The following is an 18,296-nucleotide window of genomic DNA, read 5'->3' on the forward strand; positions in this document are numbered from 1 at the left end:
TCGACCAGCTCGCGGCGGCAGCCGAGTTCTTCGAGCGCCGCGACGGAGCCCGGCCCGGGGCGCCGGGAGCCCGGCCCGGGTCCCGGCGCCCACGGTCAGGCCTCGTTGGGCAGGTTCGACCAGCCCTTGCGGTCGGCCCGCGCGTACCAGCCCGAGGCGGCCAGGGTCCCCCCGTCCACCGGGATCGTGTGCCCGGTGACGAAGCGGGCGTCGTCACCGGCGAGGAACTCGACCACGGCGGCGTAGTCGTCGGGCGCGCCGAAGCGCCCGACCGGGATCCACGTGCGGACGAGCTCCGGGTCACGTCCGCGCAGCATCGCCGCGGCCGGCGTCTGGGGCGTGTCGGCGAGGTCGGGCGCGATCGCGTTGACCCGCACCCCGTAACCGGCGACCTCGACGGCGAGGCTCCTGGTGAAGGCGCTGACCCCGGCGTTGTAGGCGGAGTACGGGGCACACGCCGGGATACCCCGGAAGGCCTCGACGGTCGAGTTGTTGACGATGGCACCACGGCCCCGCTCGACCATGCCGGGCAGCAGCGCATGGGTCATCGCGAGCACGTGCCACAGGTTGATCTCGTAGAGCGCCTGCCACTGCTGCGGGGTCGAGTGCAGGAAGGTCCTGGCGGCCGGACGGAAGTCGCCGACGTTGTTGACGAGCACGTCGACCCGCCCCGAGTCGAGGGCCGACGCGGCAGCGACCGCGGTGGCGACACCGTCAGCGGTGCGCACGTCGGCCAGGACGACCTCGACCTCGCCGCCGGCGCCACGGATGTCGGCGGCGGTGTCGGCGGCGGCCGCCCCGTCGATGTCGACCAGGACGACCTGCGCGCCCGCGGCGGCGAGACGGCGGGAGATGCCGCCGCCGATCCCGAGGGCGCCGCCGGTGACCACCGCGATCTGGTCCGCGAGCCTGCGGGGGGCGCTCACCCGCCGGTTCCTTCCCCGTCGGTCCCGGTGACGGAGACGCGGTGGCGTTCGATCCAGTCGATGGTGACCGCACGTCGCGTGAAGGCCCATCCTTCGTCGGTGCGCGCGTACTCGTCGTCGTAGTGCAGGAACCAGACGACGTCCGAGGGCCCTTCTCGACCCGGCAGCAGGTGGTGGGCGATGCCGCGGACCCGACCACGGGCCCCGGTCGACGCCGGCAGGTAGCGCGCCCCGGCTACGACGTGGGTCGTCGCCAGGGTGCCGGCGAGGGTCCCGAGCGCGGCCACGACAGCGGCACGGCCGACGTGGGACACGCGGGAGTCGAGGTGAGCCGGCGGCTCGGGGACGACGAGGACGCCGTCCGGGACGAAGAGCGCGCCGACCGCGGCTGCGTCACGGTCGTCGACGGCCGCGGCATACGTCGCGGAGAGTACCCGCAGCGCGCTGAGGTCGGCTGCGTCGAGGCTGGTCACGCCGCGCGGGCGGTCGAGGTGCGCACGACCTCGACCAGCTCGGCGACGGCACGCTCGCAGTCACCGCGGGTGTAGCCGAGCAGTGCGGTCTCGGCCGGATCCGGTTCGTAGGCGAGGACGTTCCCACGACCCTGGACGATCATCGAGTCGGGCATGAAGGGGTGCGGCTCGTCGAGCTCGGCGATGGTGCGGTTGCCTCCGGCCGCGTCGACGAGCAGTTGGAAGAACTGCGCGAACGTGAGGTTGACGTCACCGACGAGGTATGCCGTGCCCGCCGTACCGCGGTCGAGCGCGCCGCCGATCGCCTCGGACAGGGACCGGACCGACAGGTAGTTCGTGCCGCCGGCCGGCGCGTGGTCGGGGATCTGCGGCTCGTTGCCGGCTGCCCAGGACACCATGCGGCGGTAACGCTTGGCCGTGATGCCGGGGATGGCCCCGATGATCGAGGGCGGGTTGAGGGTGCAGACCGTGAAGGAGGCGTCAGCCAGCGCGCGGGCTCCCTCGTCGGCGGCGCGGCGGGCGGCGACGTAGGCGTTGGCGTCGGCCAGGGCGGGTCGCAGGTGGTGGTAGTAGCTGCCGACCTGGACGAAGCGGGAGACGCCCGCGCTCTTGGCGAGCGCGGCGAAGGCCGGCACCCCGACGCTCTGGGTCTCCTTCCAGAACTGCGTCTCGTCCGCGTCCCGGGGCAGATGACGCACGTCCTGCCCGGCGGCGAAGACGACCGCGTCGAAGGGAGCCAGGTCCTCCCGGGTGATCTCCTGGCGGGTGTAGTCCCCGCGGAGGAAGGGCAGGTCGGCGACGGGCGAGTCCGCATCGACCGCCCCCCGGGCGGCGACGGTGACGTCGTCTCCGCGGTCCCGCAGGTAGCGGGCGGCGTGCGCCCCGATCATGCCGGTTCCACCGACCACGAGCACCTTCATCGTGAGGTCTCCTTGCCTAGGGAGGCGACTCTCCTCGGGCGGGTCCGGGAGCCACCGTGACCTCGGAGCTTACCAATCAAGCGATAGGTTGGTTATCGCCTGAGCAGCAGTTTCCGGCCATCGGGACGGCTACGGGTAAGATCGGCTCCTCGTGGACCTGAATCCGGGGATTTCGATGATCGCTGTCGGGCCGGGGCAGGTGACGCTCTCGGATCGGCGGACGCAGCGCCGGTGGTCCGTCGCGCTCGAGCCGTACGAACTCGGGGCCTTCCCGGTCACCCAGGCGCAGTACGCCCTGGTCACCGGCGAGCGGCCGAGTGCGGCGCACGGAGCTCGGCTTCCGGTCGAGGGGGTGTCGTGGTGGGACGCGGTCCGGTTCTGCAACGCGTTGTCGCACCGCGAAGGGCTGACGCCGGCCTACCGGCTCCTCGGGGGTGACGACATCGAGTGGCGGCTCTCCGCCGATGGGTACCGGCTGCCGACCGAAGCCGAGTGGGAGTACGCGTGCCGCGCCGGCACGACGGGCCCGCGCTACGGGCCGCTCGACGAGATCGCCTGGTACCGCGGCAACTCGCGGGAACGGATTCACGAGGTGGGCGGCAGGCGACCGAACCCGTGGGGCCTGTACGACATGCTCGGCAACGTGTGGGACTGGTGCTGGGACGTCTACGACGCCGAGGTCTACGGCACCTATCGCGTGCTTCGTGGCGGCGGTTGGTTCGACGAGCACTGGAGTTGCCGGGCCTCCGTGCGGCGCCGCAGTCATCCGACCTTCCGCGTCGACGACGTGGGGTTCCGTGTTGCGCGTTCCGGCCGGCGCTGACACCGGTCGCCGCTGCGGTGTGGTGGGGGTTTCCCGAGAACGAGGACCGACGAGGCAATGGCCGAACAGGACAGGTCGTCGGGTGGAAGCGCCCTACGCGGCCAGGGCCGCCCGGACCAGGAACCGCTCGACCCCGTGCAGTACCGCGCGTGCCAGCTCCGGTGGAATCACCGCGTCGTCGCTCGTCGCGGCGAGCTGAGCGGATGATCCTGCCTCCTCGACCGAGACGAACATGGTGGCGTCGTTCATGTCACGGTGACCACGCGTGACCACCTCTCCCCCGGTCCGGTCGAGGTCCCGCAGTTCGTCGAGGTGGTCCTCCAACCCGTCCCAGGCGGTGGGGTCGGCGCGGGCGTCGTTGAAGTAGTACGACAGATCCGGGGCGGAGCCCCGGGAGGTCAGCCCGAACAACAGCTCGCGCCACCGGTGGCTGTCGTAGCGCGCCCTGGCGTAACCACGGGCCGCCGACAGGTGCGCGTGCCTGACGTAGGTGTCGAAGTCGCTCCCTGGGGCCCGGTGCGGTATCCGGTACAACGCGTTGCCCGCCGCGATCCCCGCGAAGTCGGCGAGCTGACGGTGGTGACGGTTGTCGCTGACCAGCAGCAGCGCCGACGGGGGCTCCGCGACGGCCTCGCGCAGGATCGTCGTCAGGGCCGCGAGGAGGACGCTGGTGCTGCTGACGCTGGCCCGCACGGCCACGGTCCGGGCGGCGACGGCCAGGGCCCGCGACCGGAGAACACTCTCGGTGAACGCGCCCGGGGCGGTACGCCGCAGTCCGCCTCCCACCGGCAGCGACGCGAGCGCCGCCAGCCACCGGTCCAGGGTCGCGGTGCTCCACGCGCGCATGTCCGGCGAGGTCTCCAGCCGGACCAGTTCCCCGGTCTGGAGGGTGGCAGCGGTGTCGGTACCGCTCAGCGCGGCGTCGACGAGCCGGCGGAGGGGACGGATGCTCCTGCCGTCGAAGGCGAGGTGGGAGACACCGGCGGCGAAGCCACGCACCTGCCCGTCGTCCACCACGAGCCCGAGTCGGATCGGCGGTTCGTCGAGCGCGAACGGCTCGGCCGTCACCGTGGCGGACAGGGCGTCGAGGGCCACCGACGGGTCTTCGCCGGCCTCCACGAGTCGCAGCCCGAGCTCGATGTCCGGCCAGAGCACCTGGGACGGGCCGTGCGCGTCGAAGGTCGTACGGGCGATGTCGAAACCCGACACGAAGGTGCCGAGCCGCGCGACCGCCCGCTCGACGGTCAGGGTTCCGGCCGGCAGGAGCTTGAACGCGACCAGGTTCAGCCGCCGGGTGCCGCTGCCCAGCGCCTGGATGCTCTCCCACATGTTCGCCTGCGCCCAGGTCAACGGCAACTGCCGGGAGGCGGTGCGGTCACCGCGCACACCGACGGACGCTCGCAGTTCCACCACGGTGCCTCCTTTGCGTCGCGGAGCAGGACGAGGTGGGGCCGGCGGTGAGACCGTACGCGCCGGGACCGACCGTAACAAGGCGACCACCGCCCGGTCGCGGGCCCGGCGTCGGCGACCGGCCGCCGGCCCGTGGTCGCCGACACCGCGGGGCTGGGCGCCGTTGCCGGACGCGGTCGCGCCGTCCTACGCTGCGCCGGACGGGAAGTGAAGATTGTCGATGCCTATGTCGTCGACGGTGCCCCGTCGGGGAACAGGTGAAATCGAGAGGACCCGGGATGCTCGATCAGACGCTGCACCGACCCGCTGACGGCCGCCCGGAAGAACCAGCCGCCCGGACGACCACGCCCACCCACCACACCCGCCGTCGCGGACGCCCACGTCGCCTCCAGAGCCGCAGTGAGGAAACATGACCGTCAAACTGAGCGTCGTCGTGCCGATCTACAACGTGGAGTCCTACCTTCCCGGCCTGCTCGACTCGTTGGCGGCCCAGGACCTGCCGGCCACCGAGTTCATCCTGGTCGACGACGGCTCCACCGACCGAAGCCCCCGGATCGCCGCGTCCCGCGTCCGGCAGGACCGCCGCTTCAGCCTGATCAGTCAGGAGAACCGGGGCATCAGCGAGGCACGCAACGCCGGCACGGCGGTGGCCCGCGGCCAGTACCTCGCCTTCGCCGACGCCGACGACGTCGTCGCCGGATCGGCCTACCGGACGCTGGTCGAATCGCTCGACGACACCGGATCCGACCTCGCCACCGGCGACGTCCGCCGGCTCCACTCGGGCGGGACGCACTCCTACGGCGGATACGGCGACGTCTTCGCCACCGACCGGAAGAGGACCCACATCACCCGCGACGAGATGCTGATCGCCGACCGCATGGTCTGGAACAAGGTCTTCCGCCGCTCCTTCTGGGACGCCCAGGCCCTCACCTTCACCCTGCGCCAGTACGAGGACGCACCGCTGACCATCCGGGCCCACATCACCGCCGCCAGCGTGGACGTGGTCGCCCGCACGGTCTACTACTGGCGGATCCGGGAAACCGGCGAACCCTCGATCACCCAGCGTCCGTACGAACCCGACAACGTCCTCGCCCGCATGCGGATGATGGTGGAGACCGGAAAGATCATCGAGGAACTGGCCCCGAGCCTCTCCGCCGGCTACGCCCGGGACATGCTCCTCGGCGACGTCCGGATCGCCATGCTCGCCGCACGGTTCAACTCGCCCCACGACCTCGCCGCCGCCGTCGACCTGGTCGACGGCTTCCTCCGCCGCGTCGACCCCCACGTGCTGACCCGGCTCCCCCACGAGCACCTGCGCCGCGTGCGGCTCCTGGCCGCCGGACGGTTCGAGGAGTTCCACGCCGAACGCCACGCCGACGAGCCGGGACAGTGGTGGTCCCCCCGCTTCCGGGCCACCGCCTGACCGCACCCGACGGGCAGCGGTCGGGGGCTCCACAGGGGAGTCCGGTAGCCGGCGATCGACTGGCGGAAGCACTACCATGCCCGGCATGACCGTCGCCGGGCTGCTCCTCGCCGCTGGTGCGGGCCGCCGCTACGGATGTCCGAAGGCACTCGTCCGGCACGGCGGAGGTCTGCTCGTCGACCGCGGTCTCCGCATCCTGCGGGATGCCGGTTGCACGCCCACGGTGGTGGTGCTGGGTGCGGCGGCCGCCGAGGTGAGAGCCGCCGCCCACCTCGATGGCGCTCGTGTCGTGGACAACGACGACTGGGCCACCGGCATGGGATCGTCGCTACGGGCGGGCCTCGCCGCGCTGGCCGGCGGCACCCGGTCCACGGTCGACTCGGACGGTGTCGTGGCGGTCGTCGTCATCCTGGTCGACCAGCTCCGCCTCACCGCCGCCGCGATCCGCCGGGTCGCCGCCGACGCGGTCCCGGCCGACCTGGTGATGGCTGGGTATCCCGACGGCCCGGTGGGTGACCGGCGCGGACATCCCGTGCTGCTCGGCCGTGACCACTGGGCCGGGGTCGCCGCGGCAGCGATCGGGGACGTCGGGGCACGACCCTACCTGCGGGCGCACGCCGACCGGGTACGTGTCGTGCCGTGCGGGGACGTGGCCGACGACGCGGATCAGGACGTGCCGGAGGGGGTCTCCGGTGCGTGACGTCCTCGACGACCTGCTGTCCTGGTGGCGTGCCGACGTCGCGGTAGGCATGGCGACCGTGACCGCCACCTGGCGCAGCGCCCCGCAGCAGCCGGGCGCGACCATGCTGGTCGGCCCGAACGGCACGGTGGTCGGAAGCGTGTCCGGCGGGTGCGTCGAGGCGGCCGTCTACGAGTTGTGCCAGGAGGTCATGGCGTCCGGGCAGCCGACCCTGGTGCGCTACGGGGTGAGCGACGACGATGCGTCGGATGTCGGGCTGACCTGCGGCGGGACCATGGAGCTGTACGTCGAGCGGGTCGACCGGGCGGGCTTTCCCGACCTCGGGGCGATCGCGGCCGACCTCGCCGCCGGCCGGCCCGTCGCTGCGCTGACCTGCGTCCAGGGTCCGCCGGAGCAGCTCGGCCAACGGATGGTGCTGGCCACCGACGGGCGGCGTGGCTCGCTCGGCAGCGCCCGCCTCGACGACGCGGCCGACGAGGACGGCCGCGCGATGCTCGCCGCCGGACGGACCGGCCTGCTGCACTACGGGGTGGCCGGACAGCGCCGGGGCAGCGGTGTGGCGGTGCTGGTCCGCGCGTACGCCCCGGCCGCTCGGATGATCGTCTTCGGGGCGACCGACGTCGCGGCGGCGGTGGCGCACATCGGCGGGTTCCTCGGCTACCGGGTGACGGTCTGCGACGCCCGCCCGGTCTTCGCCACCGCCCGCCGTTTCCCGGCGGCCGACGAGGTGGTCGTCGACTGGCCGCACCGGTATCTCGCCGCCGAGGCCGCCGCGGGCCGCGTCGACGGTCGCACGGTGGTCTGCGTGCTCACCCACGACCCGAAGTTCGACGTGCCCGCCCTCCAGGTCGCCCTCGACCTGCCCCTGGCGTACGTGGGTGCGATGGGCTCCCGCCGCACCCATGACGAGCGGCTGGGCCGGCTCCGGCACGCCGGGGTACCCGAGGCGGCACTCGCCCGGCTCTCCTCACCCATCGGGCTCGACCTCGGCGCCCGTACTGCGGAGGAGACGGCGGTGAGCATCGCCGCCGAGATCGTGGCCGTGCGGTGGGGTGGCGGTGGGGCGCGCCTGTCCGGGACGACGGGTTCCCTCCACCGCTGAGGCCGGTCCGGACCGACCGGAACCGGGCCGCCGGGATCGTCCTACCGCTCCACGCGCCGATCGGCCAGCAGGCCGAGCAGGTACTCACCGTATCCACTCCTGGTCAACGGTTCGGCCAGCCGCCGCAGTTGCCCATCGCTGATCAGGCCGCACCGCCATGCCACCTCCTCGATGCAGCCGATCTTCACGCCGTCCCGTTCCTCGATCACTCTGACGAACTCGGCGGCCTGCATGAGGGAGGTGAAGGTGCCGGCGTCCAGCCAGACGGTGCCCCGGTCCAGCACGGTCACGAAGAGCTCACCCGACCTCCGGTAGTGGTCGTTGATCGCGGTGATCTCCAGCTCCCTCCGCGCGCTCGGCCGCACCGTGCGGGCGATGTCCACCACGCGGTTGTCGTAGAAGTAGAGGCCGGGCACGGCGTACCGGGACCGGGGACGGATGGGCTTCTCCTCGATGGACAGCACGTTGCCTGTCCCGTCGAGTTCCACCACGCCGTACGCTGCGGGATCGGTCACCTCCTGGGCCAGGATCCGGGCGCCGGCCAGCCTGCCGGGGCGGGAGAGCTGCTGGCCGAGGCCGACGCCGTGGAAGATGTTGTCGCCGAGGATCAGCGCGACCGACTCCGCACCGATGAAGTCGGCGCCGATGAGGAAGGCCTGCGCGATTCCCTCCGGGCGGGGCTGCACCGCGTAGTCGAGGCGCAGCCCGAACTGGGCCCCGTCACCCAGCAGACGGCGGAACTGATCCTGGTCCTCCGGGGTGGTGATGATCAGTATCTCCCGCACCCCGGCCATCACGAGGGTGCAGAGCGGGTAGTACACCATCGGCTTGTCGAAGACCGGCATGAGTTGCTTGGAGATCGCACGGGTGACCGGCCACAATCGAGTCCCGGTGCCGCCGGCGAGCAGGATTCCGCGCATGGGGAGAGGCTAGCGGCGGCCACCCAGACCGGGTAGCGTCATCAATATCCGAACCACGTATGCCCTGCGTAGACTCATGGACCCATGAGGATCCTCGTCACCGGGGGAGCCGGATTCGTCGGTTCCGAGTACGTGCGCATGCTGTTGTCGGTGCCGGGCAGCACTCATCCGGACGACCCCTCGGTCGGACCGGTCGCGGTCACCGTGCTGGACAAGCTCACCTACTCGGGGAACCTGCAGAATCTGGCAGCGGTGCGTCACGACCCACGGCTCCGGGTCGTCCGGGGCGACATCTGCGACACCGACCTCGTCAACGAGGTCGTGGCTCGCCACGACGTGATCGTGCACTTCGCTGCGGAGACCCACGTTGACCGTTCCGTCCACGATGCACAGCCATTCGTCACCACCAATGTCGTCGGCAGTCAGACCCTCCTCGACGCGGCGCTGCGCCACGGGGCGCGCCGATTCGTCCACGTCTCCACCGACGAGGTGTACGGCTCCATCGACGAGGGCTCCTGGACAGAGGACACGCCCCTGTCGCCGAGCTCGCCCTACTCGGCGTCCAAGGCCGGCTCCGACCTGCTGGCCCTGGCCTACCACCGCACTCACGGCCTGGACGTCGTGGTCACCCGCTGCTCGAACAACTACGGGGCCTACCAGTTCCCCGAGAAGATCATCCCGCTCTTCGTCACCAACCTGCTCGACGGCGGCACGGTGCCCCTCTACGGCGACGGCGGCAACGTCCGGGACTGGCTGCACGTGCACGACCACTGCGTCGGGATCGCGCTGGTCCAGGAGAAGGGCCGCGCCGGCGAGGTCTACCACCTCGGCGGCGGTACCGAGTTGACCAACTGGGAGCTCACCGTCCGGCTACTGGAGGCCTGCGCCGTCGGACCGGACCGGGTGGTGCGGGTCGAGGACCGCAAGGGCCACGACCGCCGCTACTCGTTGGACACCAGCAAGGCCAGCAGTGAACTCGGGTACGCGCCCCGCATCGACCTGGAGCGCGGCCTGACGCAGACCGTGCAGTGGTACCGGGACAACCGGTCCTGGTGGGAGCCGCTGAAAGCGGGCGCCACGCCATGAGCCGACCACCGGTCACCGCTGCCGGGCGGCGTCCCCCGATGCCGCCACGGGCCGCTTTTCATTGACGATCGACTATGGCGCTGGGCCGAGGAGGACATCTACAGTAGATCAAACATGGAGGTGAAGCCGGGGACCGCACTGCTGAGGGTGCCAAGGACCTACTACCTGGAGGTCGCAGCGTGGACGAGGTCGTCGTCACGGGCTACGGCGTGTTCACGGCGTTCGGGTTCGGTGCGGAGGCACTCAGAGCAGGGGTCTTCTCCGCAGAGCCGGCCTTCGCGAAGGTCACCCGGTTCGACACGTCCCGGTACCGGGCGCAGTATGCCGCCGAGTACCGGGGCGGGGCGTTGTCCCAGTTGACCGTGCTGCGCGCGTGCGTCGAGGAGGCGCTCCGCGTCGCGGGCCAGAACGGAGCCCATGCGCCCGTCCTCCTGGGCACCGACGGGGACCACGCGGCGAACATCGACTTCTGGGCGGCTCACGCCACGGGGCGCCAGCCCGAGGCAGCCGCTGTGGTGCACGGTTCGCCCGGGTTGCTGGCAGAGGTCATCGGCGAGGAGTTCGGTCTCGGGCGGCCACGGTTGGCGTTCGTCAACGCGTGTGTGGCGGCGACGAACGCGATCGCCCACGGAGCACAGCTCGTCAGTACGGGACGGGCGCAGACCGTGGTCTGCGGGGGCGCGTACGTGGTCAACGAGGACGTGTTCGCGATCTTCGACTCGGGCCAGGCCCTGACCACCGAGGCGCAGATGCGTCCCTTCTCCCTGGGCAGGAAGGGACTGTTGCAGGGCGACGGCGCCGCGGTACTCGTGCTGGAGTCCGCGCGGCACGCACGGCAGCGCGACGCCGTCTCGTACGGCAGCGTTCTCGGGTGGGGCCTGGCCGCGGACGCCCACCACCCGGTGCAGCCACACCCGCAGGGCCGCGGCCTCGCGACCGCCGCCCGGACCGCCCTGCGGCGTGCCGGCGTCGCCGCCGAGGAGATCGGTTACGTCAACGCCCACGGCACGGGCACGGCACGCAACGACCCCGCCGAGTCGTCGGCGCTGCGCCACGTGTTCGGCGACCGGGCCGGCGCGGTCCCGGTGAGTTCCACCAAGAGCACCACCGGCCACATGCTGGAGGCGACCGGAGCCGTCGAGGCCGTCATCACGCTTCTGGCACTCGGGGAAGGACTGCTCCCACCGACGGCGGGCTTCCTCGAAGCAGACCCCGAATGCCCCGTCGACTGCATCCCGCACACCGCCAGGCCCTCGCCGGTCTCCCGGGCGCTGTCGCTCAACGCCGCGTTCGGCGGCGCCAACGCGGCCCTCGTACTGGGTGCTCCGGAGTCCCGTTGAGGGTGCCACCGCCTATCCGTGAAGGCAGCAGCCACAGAGGAATCCCATGCCGTCAGCGCTCGTGTCCCACCGCGCCATCGTCGATGCCGCCTGTCTGACCCCCTGGGGAGACGAGGCGTCCGGTCTGCCGGGAGCGGCTCCGCGGGAGCTTCCCCCGGTCACCGGGTTCGCGATCTCGCGGTTCGGTCCGCTGGTGCACGCGGTGGCAGCCGACTGTCTGGGACCCGCTGAATCCTCCGGCAACCACGTGGGACGACACGGCGCTGGCACCGCCGTCGTGCTCGCCACCGTGTTCGGTGACGCGGTCACCACGGACGCGGCGACCCGACGGACGGTCGCGGGCAAACAGCCGGGTGCACTGCTGTTCTTCCAGTCGGTCACTACCTCCATCCTCAGCCACCTCACCCGGCACTACGGGATCCGTGGACCGCTCACCTGCGTCTCGGCCGTCGCCGACCCCGCCGGGGAGGCGCTGAGGGTCGCCGACGCGCTGCTCGACGACCCGGAGCTGCAGCAGGTTCTCGTCATCGGCGTCGAAACCGAGCCGAACGAGCGCGTGCGCCGGGTGCACGAGTCGGCCGCGGCAGCCGGCCGGGAGGCGCGGCTACCCGCCGGAGATGCCGCTGCCGCCCTGCTGCTGCGCCGGTTCGAGAACGATCCGGCAGCCGCCCGGCTCACGCTCGCGGAGGCCCACCCCGGGCCGACCCCCGCCCGCAGCGACGACCCGGCGTCGGCGTTCGGCTGGCTCGGCAGGTTCATGGGGCTGTGCGCCGACGCCGGCGCCAGGCGGCACGGCACCTACGTCTACGAGCTTTCCCGGTGACCCGGACCTACCAGCGGAGGCAACCAGATGATCACTGTTGAGGACGCCAGGAGCATCATGACCGAATGCCTGAGCATGAGCGACGGGCCCGCGACGATCGATCTCGACAGCCCGGTCGTGATCGACTCCTTCACCCTGGTCTGGATTCTGCACCTGCTCGAAGAGCGCCATGACATCGAGATCGCGCCCGAACAGGCGGATTTCCCCTCGTCCATGTCGGTCCGGGAGTTCCACGGGTACCTGGCCACGACGTTCCCCGATCGCGTCTCCCGGGAGAGCTGATGGCTGCCGGCGGCGCGCCCTCCTGGTGGGGGGAGAGACTTCTCCGACGATGGCCCGACGACGACGTGTGGGTGCTGGCCGACCGCGCCGTCACCTACGGGGAGTTACGGGAACAGGTCCGGTCGCTGGCTGCGACGCTGGCCGCCGAGGGAGTCGGTCGGGGTTCCTCGGTCGCCTTACGCATGCCGCCCAGCCTCACCCTCCTGTACGCCCTGCTCGCCGCCTGGAGCCGCGGGGCCCAGGTCATGCTCGTCGAGGCCCGGTCGACGGCCTTCGAAGTCGACCGGTTGCTGGGTATCTGCGAACCCGAGTTCGTGCTCACCGCACCGCCCTCGTCGCCCATGGCCAGGTACCTCGCGGAGGACGTGCCGTTCACCACGGAGCGCCGCGCCACCGGGCGTCCGGCGGCACCGGACGTCTGTCTCGTCCAGGCGAGTTCCGGTTCCACCGGGCAACCGAAGGTGATCGGCCGGAGTCCCACCGCGTTGCTCGCGGAACTCGACCGGTACGCGGCGCTGGAGGGCATGCCGGTAGCCGGGGAGCGCGTCCTGCTGCTGAACTCCGTCATCCACAGCATGGGCCTGGTCGGCGGAGTGCTGCACGGGCTGAACTCCGGGGCGCAGATGGTGTTCCCGGCCCGCATGCGGGCCGAGACGATGGTGGAGACCGCGCGGGCCACCGAGTCGAGCGCGATCTTCGGCGTGCCGGTGCACTTCGCTCTCCTGGCGCGCTCCGCACCGGGTGCCGTCCCGTCGCTGCGCTTGGCGGTCTCCGCCGGTGAACTTCTGCCCCTACGGGTCTGGACCCAGTTCCGCCAGCGGTACGGGCTGCCGATCAGTCCGGTGTACGGCACGACCGAGACCGGGATCATCGCCGCGGACCTGGTCTCGGGCGCGGAACCACCGGTGCTGGGCCGGCCGACCACCGGAACGGAGGTGGACGTCGTGGCCGGGGAACTGCGGGTACGGATGGCACGCACGCCGTACCTCTGGTCCGACCGTGCCGACCGGTTCCAGGACGGGTGGCTTCGGACGTTCGACCGGTGTGACCGGGATCCGGCGACCGGGCTTCTGACGTACCGGGGTCGAGCCGACTCGATGGTGGCGATCGGCGGCCTGAAGGTCGACCTGATCGAAGTCGAGCAGACGCTCCTGCTCCACCCGCAGGTAGGGGAAGCGGTGGTGGTCTTCGGTGACGTCATCGAAGCGTACGTCGGCGGCGACGTCGCGCTGACCGCGGCCGACCTGGCGAACTGGTGCCGGTCCCGCCTCTCCGACTACAAGGTTCCCAAGCTCTTCCGGCTTTCCCCGGCGGTGCCGCGCAACGCGAACGGAAAGGTGATCCGCGATCGGGAGATCCTTCGACGGCGAGAGGACACCGATGCGTACGATAATCATTGACAACTACGACTCCTTCACGCACAACATCGCCCACTACGTGGGCGCGATGAGCGGAGTCGCCCCGACCGTCGTCAAGAACGACGAGCCGGGCTGGGAGCTGTCGATGCTCGACGACTTCGACAACGTCGTCATCTCGCCGGGTCCGGGCAACCCGTCGGACGCCGAGGACTTCGGCATCTGCGCGGACGTCATCCGCCGGGCGCGGATCCCCGTGCTGGGCGTGTGCCTCGGCCACCAGGGGATATGTCACCTCTACGGGGCCCGGGTCGTTCCGGCACCCAGGATCTTCCACGGCCGGGAGTCCCTGGTGACGCACTCCGGGGACGTCCTGTTCACCGGCGTGCCCTCGCCGTTCGCCGCGGTCCGCTACCACTCGCTGACGGTGGCTGACCTGCCCGACGAACTGGAGGCCATCGCCTGGACGGAGAACGACGTGCTCATGGGGGTGCGGCACCGGAGCCGTCCGCTGTGGGGAGTGCAGTTCCATCCCGAGTCGATCGGCACCGCCCACGGGCCGCGCATCCTGCGCAACTTCATGCGGCTCACCCACGAGGCGAGCCGGCTACGCGCGGCCGGGATCCCGCGGCAGCGCCCCGCCCGGCGCGTGGTGGTACGGAAGCTCGCGTTCGAGGTGCCGGCCGAGCGGGCGTTCGCCACGCTGCACGCCGACGCCCGGCACGCCTTCTGGCTCGACAGCAGCCGGGTGGGCCAGCAGCGGGCGCGGTTCTCCTTCATGGGAGACGCCGACGGCCCGTTGGCCCGGGTGGCCGAGGCCCGGGTCGACCGCCAGCGCGTCGTCGTCACCTCCGCCGCCGGACGGGAGGTCGTGGCGGGACCGTTCCTGGACTGGCTCGATCACGACCTGCACGCCCATCGGATCGAGGCGCTCGACCTCCCGTTCGACTTCGCGCTGGGGTGGGTGGGCTACCTCGGGTACGAGCTGAAGGCGGAGTGCGGCGGGGAGCCGGCACACCGCTCGCCCCACCCCGACGCGGAAATGATCTTCGCTGACCGGGCCGTCGCGTTCGACCACGAACGGCACGAGACGTACCTGCTGGCCCTGGTGGGCGACGGCGACACGGCCCCGGCGACGGAGTGGTTCGACCGGACGCAGCGCAGCCTGGAGGACCTGGCCGCGTCGGCGCCAGACGACGGCGCGGACGCGGCCGTCCCGCCGGGATCGCCCGGCACGCTCGACGAGGGGCGACTGCGGCACGACAGGGGGCACTACCTGGAGTTGATCGGTTCCTGCCAGAAGGAGATCGACGCGGGCGAGTCGTACGAGATCTGCCTGACCAACATGGTGCACGGCACCGGCACCTTCGACGCCGGGACGGCCTACCGGCTCCTGCGCCGCCAGAATCCGGTACCCTTCGGCGCCCTGCTCCGGTTCGGCCCGGTTTCGGTGCTCAGTTCCTCGCCCGAGCGGTTCCTGCGCATCGGCGCCGACGGGGCGGTGGAGTCCAAACCGATCAAGGGCACCCGGCGACGGTCGCCGTTCGCGCCCGAGGACGAGCGGTTACGCGTGGAACTGGCGAACGACCCCAAGGACCGCGCGGAGAACCTGATGATCGTGGACCTGGTCCGGCACGATCTGAGTCAGTGCGCCGAGGCCCACTCCGTGCGGGTCGACCCCCTCTTCGAGGTCGAGAGCTACACGACGGTGCACCAGTTGGTGAGTACGGTGCACGCGCAACTGCGGCCGGACTGCACCGCGGTGCACTGCGTACGCGCGGCCTTCCCGCCCGGTTCCATGACCGGCGCGCCGAAGATCCGCACGATGCAGATCATCGACCGGCTCGAAGGCGGGCCGCGCGGCATCTACTCCGGTGCCCTGGGCTACTTCTCGCTGACCGGAGCCGCGGATCTCAGCGTCGTGATCAGGACGATCGTCATGACCGCGAACGAGGTCTCCTTCGGAACCGGAGGAGCCATCACCACGCTCTCCGACGCGGACGCCGAGTTCGAGGAGATCGTGGTGAAGGCGACCCCCCTGCTCCGCCTCTTCGGCACGGAGTTCCCCACGGGCGAGGGCGACCCGGCGACCCGGGGCGACGACCGATGACCCGGGCCAAGGGAGCGTGTCCGGATCAGCGGGGACGGTCGGGGCGGCCCGTCGTCCAGTTGCACGCACGGCCGGGAGTGGGATCACGTCCCGACGTACGCCGTCGCGGGCGTGGCCACCTGTCCCCCGACCGGCCCGGCAGGACTTCCACGAAGAAGGGGGATCCGCGTCACGGGACCGACGCACTGACAGGGTAATGGCCGGCTACGGGGACAAGGCATTCCGCCATGGAGGCACACGATGTCCAGGAACAGCACCGACACAGTTGACGAGATCGATGAAATTCGCTCGATGATGTCTGCCCTGAGTGCCCGGGAGTCCGAGGTGATCCGCCTCGTCGCCACCGGCATGACCAATTACAGCATCGGCATGGAGCTGGGCATCTCCGAGAGAACGGCACGCGAGCACATCGCGCGCATCATGCTCAAGCTCCGAGTGGGCTCGCGGGTGGAGATAGCCGTCATCGCCACCAAGTGGGAGCTGTTCACGGGGCTACCGCCTGCCTGGCTGAGGTCCCGGATCGTTCAGGAGTGAGCAGCCGGGCGGACCGTCCCGCCAGTCCCGCGACGGAACTCCGCGCGAAGCTCCGCGAGCGCGGCGACCGTCTCGAGCACGGAGTCGCGCGGCAGGCCGAAGTCGACCAGGCAGGCCACCTCGTCGGCGCCCACCTCGAAGATCCTGGTGAGAATCGGCGTCGCCTCGGCACGGTCCCCGATCAGCGAACGACCCCGCAGATACCGGTGGACGGCGAAGTCGAGCCGTTTCGCCGCCAGAGCCGGATCGGTCGCGGAGTCCTGCTGACCGAGGTAGGAGGCGAGATAGCGGCGCAGTGGCTCCCGGGCGAGGCGGCGGGTGTCGGCGCCCTGGCCTCCGATGGCGGCGTGCACCATCAGGCAGACCCGCCCGTGCCCGCCGTGATGCGCCGCGAAGGCCCGCCGGTAGAGCCCGATGCGCTCGGCGAGTTCGTCGTGGCTGAACAGGCCGTAGCTGGTCAGCAGGCTGGCGCCGGCCTCGCCCGCGTACTCGAAGGTGGCGGGGTTACCCGCGGCGGTGATCCAGTAGGGCAGCACCGGCTGGACGGGACGAGGGTAGGTGCGCACCCGGTACTCGGCCCCGTCCGGCCCCTCTCGGGTGATCTCCCCACCACTCCACAGCTGCCGCACGGTCCGGAGGTGCTCGGTGGCCCGCGCCGCCCGCCGCCGGTAGTCCCCGGGCGCGAGCACGAAGTCCCGCGGGTTCCAGCCGGTCGCGGCCGATATCTCGACCCGGCCGTGGGAGAGGTTGTCGACCACGGACCACTCCTCCGCGACCCGCAGTGGATCGTGCAGCGGCAGGACGACGCTGCCCGCACGGATGCGCAGGTTGCGCGTGACCACGGCGATGGCCGCGGCGAGCACCGCCGGATTGGGGTGGCCGCCGCCGAACCGGGTGAAGTGCCTCTCCGGTACCCAGACGAAGTCGAGACCGGCGCGGTCCGCCGCTCTGGCCGCGTCGAGCAGCAGATCGAAGGCGGCGGCGTCGTCCGACTCCTCCTGGAGAGCCGAGAAGAAGTACAGACCCACCGCACGGGCCGTCTCGCCCCCACCACCACCCCGAGCCTCGGGTTCGTGCTGCTGCTCGGTCATCCCTGACCCTCCTCTTCCGCCAGCGGGGACCCGGTGCGCAGCGACGTGCGGCGCTGCCGGAGGCCGGCTGCCGCGAGGACGGCGCGGCGCGTCAGCACCCGGGTCAGGTGGGCCCGGTATCCGGGTGGGGCACCCGGATCGGGCCCCGGCGACGTGCCCTCGGCCGCCGTCGTGGCGGCCCGCGCCACGGCCGCCTCGGTGGCGTCCGCACCGGCCAGCGCCGCCTCGGCCACGGACGCCCGAAGCGGCGTGCCGCCCATGTTCGCCAGCCCGATACGCGCCTCGGCGACACCGCCGTTCTCCCGGCGCACCGCCACGGCGACGCCGACCGTCGTGGGAGTCTGCGCGGAGAACTGGAACTTCTCGTAGTGAAACCCCCACCCCTCCCCCAGCTTGGGCAGCCGGATCTCGACGAGCAGTTCGTCCGGTTCCAGCGCGGTCGTCAGGTGGTCGACGAAGAACTCGACAGCCGGGATGGTGCGCCGCCCGCGCGGGCCCTCCGCCACCAGCTCGCCGTCCAGTGCCAGCACCACCGCGTTCAGGTCGCCCGCCTGGTCGGCGTGGGCGACGGCGCCGCCGAGGGTGCCGCGATGGCGTACGGCGGGATCGCCGACCATCGCCGTCGTGGTGGCCAGCAGCGGGGCGTGCCGGAGGACGAGCGGGTCGTGGTGGATGTCGTGGAGGGTGCTCATGGCGCCCACGACGAGCGCGCCGGCCGTCTCCCGAACGCCGCGCAGCTCCGGCACCCGGCCCACGTCGACCAGCAGGCTCGACGAGGTGAGTCGCCGTCGCAGCATCGGCAGCAGGCTCTGACCGCCGGCCAGCACCGTCGCCTCCCCGCCGCCCGCCGCCAGCGCCCGGACGGCCTCCCCGAGGCGCGCCGGGCGGGTGTAGTCGAACGGCGCGGGGATCATGCCGCACCCCGCCGGCCCTGCCGGGCGCTCGGACGGCGCGGGACCGCCATGCCTCGTCGCGGGG

18 protein-coding genes are annotated in these 18,296 nt (G+C 71.7%); 11 read left to right on the top strand and 7 right to left on the bottom strand.

All coding sequences use genetic code 11. The features are described from left to right. Positions 1-95 precede the first annotated feature (95 nt). From AB0F58_RS02155 to AB0F58_RS02165, 3 genes are read right to left on the bottom strand one after another with little or no spacing between them, the layout of a single operon-like run. Entirely contained in the window at positions 96-926 is an 831-nt protein-coding gene (locus tag AB0F58_RS02155; protein ID WP_357136642.1) for an SDR family oxidoreductase, read from the bottom strand. Further along, positions 923-1,399 (bottom strand): nuclear transport factor 2 family protein, encoded by a 477-nt coding sequence (locus tag AB0F58_RS02160; RefSeq protein WP_357136644.1) that lies wholly within the window; start codon positions 1,397-1,399, stop codon positions 923-925. The genes AB0F58_RS02155 and AB0F58_RS02160 overlap by 4 nt, the downstream gene beginning before the upstream one ends. After that, positions 1,396-2,319, bottom strand: coding sequence for an NAD(P)-dependent oxidoreductase (locus AB0F58_RS02165; RefSeq protein WP_357136645.1), 924 nt, complete (start codon positions 2,317-2,319; stop codon positions 1,396-1,398). Before AB0F58_RS02165 ends, AB0F58_RS02160 begins: the two co-directional genes overlap by 4 nt. 175 nt (positions 2,320-2,494) lie before the next feature. Between AB0F58_RS02165 and AB0F58_RS02170 the strand changes: the two genes are divergently transcribed. Further along, on the top strand, positions 2,495-3,142 hold the full coding sequence (locus AB0F58_RS02170) for a formylglycine-generating enzyme family protein (RefSeq protein WP_357136648.1): 648 nt from the start codon (positions 2,495-2,497) through the stop codon (positions 3,140-3,142). Positions 3,143-3,235: 93 nt separating this feature from the next. On the opposite strand, the gene AB0F58_RS02175 is transcribed toward AB0F58_RS02170, so the two are convergent. Next, entirely contained in the window at positions 3,236-4,555 is a 1,320-nt protein-coding gene (locus AB0F58_RS02175; protein WP_357136650.1) for a hypothetical protein, read from the bottom strand. Between the two features lie 406 nt (positions 4,556-4,961). Here AB0F58_RS02175 and AB0F58_RS02180 point away from each other — a divergent pair, with 406 nt between their 5' ends. From AB0F58_RS02180 to AB0F58_RS02190, 3 genes are all read left to right on the top strand, one after another. Further along, positions 4,962-5,975, top strand: a complete 1,014-nt coding sequence (locus tag AB0F58_RS02180) for a glycosyltransferase (RefSeq protein ID WP_357136652.1) — start codon at positions 4,962-4,964, stop codon at positions 5,973-5,975. An 85-nt stretch (positions 5,976-6,060) separates the two neighbouring features. Further along, positions 6,061-6,675 (top strand): NTP transferase domain-containing protein, encoded by a 615-nt coding sequence (locus AB0F58_RS02185; protein WP_357136653.1) that lies wholly within the window; start codon positions 6,061-6,063, stop codon positions 6,673-6,675. Next, positions 6,668-7,777 carry an XdhC/CoxI family protein gene (locus AB0F58_RS02190; protein ID WP_357136656.1) on the top strand — a complete coding sequence of 370 codons (1,110 nt, stop codon included), beginning with the start codon at positions 6,668-6,670 and terminating at the stop codon, positions 7,775-7,777. The genes AB0F58_RS02185 and AB0F58_RS02190 overlap by 8 nt, the downstream gene beginning before the upstream one ends. Positions 7,778-7,818: 41 nt before the next feature. On the opposite strand, the gene rfbA is transcribed toward AB0F58_RS02190, so the two are convergent. After that, positions 7,819-8,697: a glucose-1-phosphate thymidylyltransferase RfbA gene (gene rfbA / locus AB0F58_RS02195; RefSeq protein WP_357136658.1), complete on the bottom strand. Its 879-nt coding sequence runs from the start codon at positions 8,695-8,697 to the stop codon at positions 7,819-7,821. An 84-nt stretch (positions 8,698-8,781) separates the two neighbouring features. On the opposite strand from rfbA, the gene rfbB reads away from it, so the two are divergent. The 7 genes from rfbB to AB0F58_RS02230 all read left to right on the top strand — a co-directional run bounded on the left by rfbB (position 8,782) and on the right by AB0F58_RS02230 (position 16,227). Next, entirely contained in the window at positions 8,782-9,783 is a 1,002-nt protein-coding gene (rfbB, locus tag AB0F58_RS02200; protein ID WP_357136661.1) for a dTDP-glucose 4,6-dehydratase, read from the top strand. A gap of 179 nt (positions 9,784-9,962) precedes the next feature. Beyond that, positions 9,963-11,123 (top strand): beta-ketoacyl-[acyl-carrier-protein] synthase family protein, encoded by a 1,161-nt coding sequence (locus AB0F58_RS02205; RefSeq protein WP_357136663.1) that lies wholly within the window; start codon positions 9,963-9,965, stop codon positions 11,121-11,123. Positions 11,124-11,169: 46 nt separating this feature from the next. Continuing rightward, a complete protein-coding gene (locus tag AB0F58_RS02210; RefSeq protein ID WP_357136666.1) occupies positions 11,170-11,946 on the top strand; it encodes a hypothetical protein in 777 nt (258 codons plus the stop codon). Positions 11,947-11,973: 27 nt separating this feature from the next. Then, the gene (locus AB0F58_RS02215; RefSeq protein ID WP_357136668.1) at positions 11,974-12,228 is read left to right on the top strand and encodes a hypothetical protein; all 255 of its coding nucleotides are present in this window, start codon (positions 11,974-11,976) and stop codon (positions 12,226-12,228) included. Continuing rightward, positions 12,228-13,628, top strand: a complete 1,401-nt coding sequence (locus AB0F58_RS02220) for a class I adenylate-forming enzyme family protein (protein WP_357136669.1) — start codon at positions 12,228-12,230, stop codon at positions 13,626-13,628. Before AB0F58_RS02215 ends, AB0F58_RS02220 begins: the two co-directional genes overlap by 1 nt. Then, positions 13,609-15,693 (top strand): aminodeoxychorismate synthase component I, encoded by a 2,085-nt coding sequence (gene pabB, locus AB0F58_RS02225; RefSeq protein ID WP_357136672.1) that lies wholly within the window; start codon positions 13,609-13,611, stop codon positions 15,691-15,693. Before AB0F58_RS02220 ends, pabB begins: the two co-directional genes overlap by 20 nt. A 240-nt stretch (positions 15,694-15,933) precedes the next feature. Beyond that, the gene (locus AB0F58_RS02230; protein WP_357136674.1) at positions 15,934-16,227 is read left to right on the top strand and encodes a helix-turn-helix transcriptional regulator; all 294 of its coding nucleotides are present in this window, start codon (positions 15,934-15,936) and stop codon (positions 16,225-16,227) included. Here the strand turns inward: AB0F58_RS02230 and AB0F58_RS02235 are convergent. After that, positions 16,218-17,318: a MupA/Atu3671 family FMN-dependent luciferase-like monooxygenase gene (locus AB0F58_RS02235; RefSeq protein ID WP_357136676.1), complete on the bottom strand. Its 1,101-nt coding sequence runs from the start codon at positions 17,316-17,318 to the stop codon at positions 16,218-16,220. The genes AB0F58_RS02230 and AB0F58_RS02235 overlap by 10 nt on opposite strands. Next, the gene (locus AB0F58_RS02240; protein WP_357136679.1) at positions 17,315-18,232 is read right to left on the bottom strand and encodes an FAD binding domain-containing protein; all 918 of its coding nucleotides are present in this window, start codon (positions 18,230-18,232) and stop codon (positions 17,315-17,317) included. The genes AB0F58_RS02235 and AB0F58_RS02240 overlap by 4 nt, the downstream gene beginning before the upstream one ends. Positions 18,233-18,296 lie beyond the last annotated feature (64 nt).

Origin of the sequence: Micromonospora sp. NPDC023956, from assembly GCF_040639195.1 — a bacterium.
Classification (GTDB): domain Bacteria; phylum Actinomycetota; class Actinomycetes; order Mycobacteriales; family Micromonosporaceae; genus Micromonospora.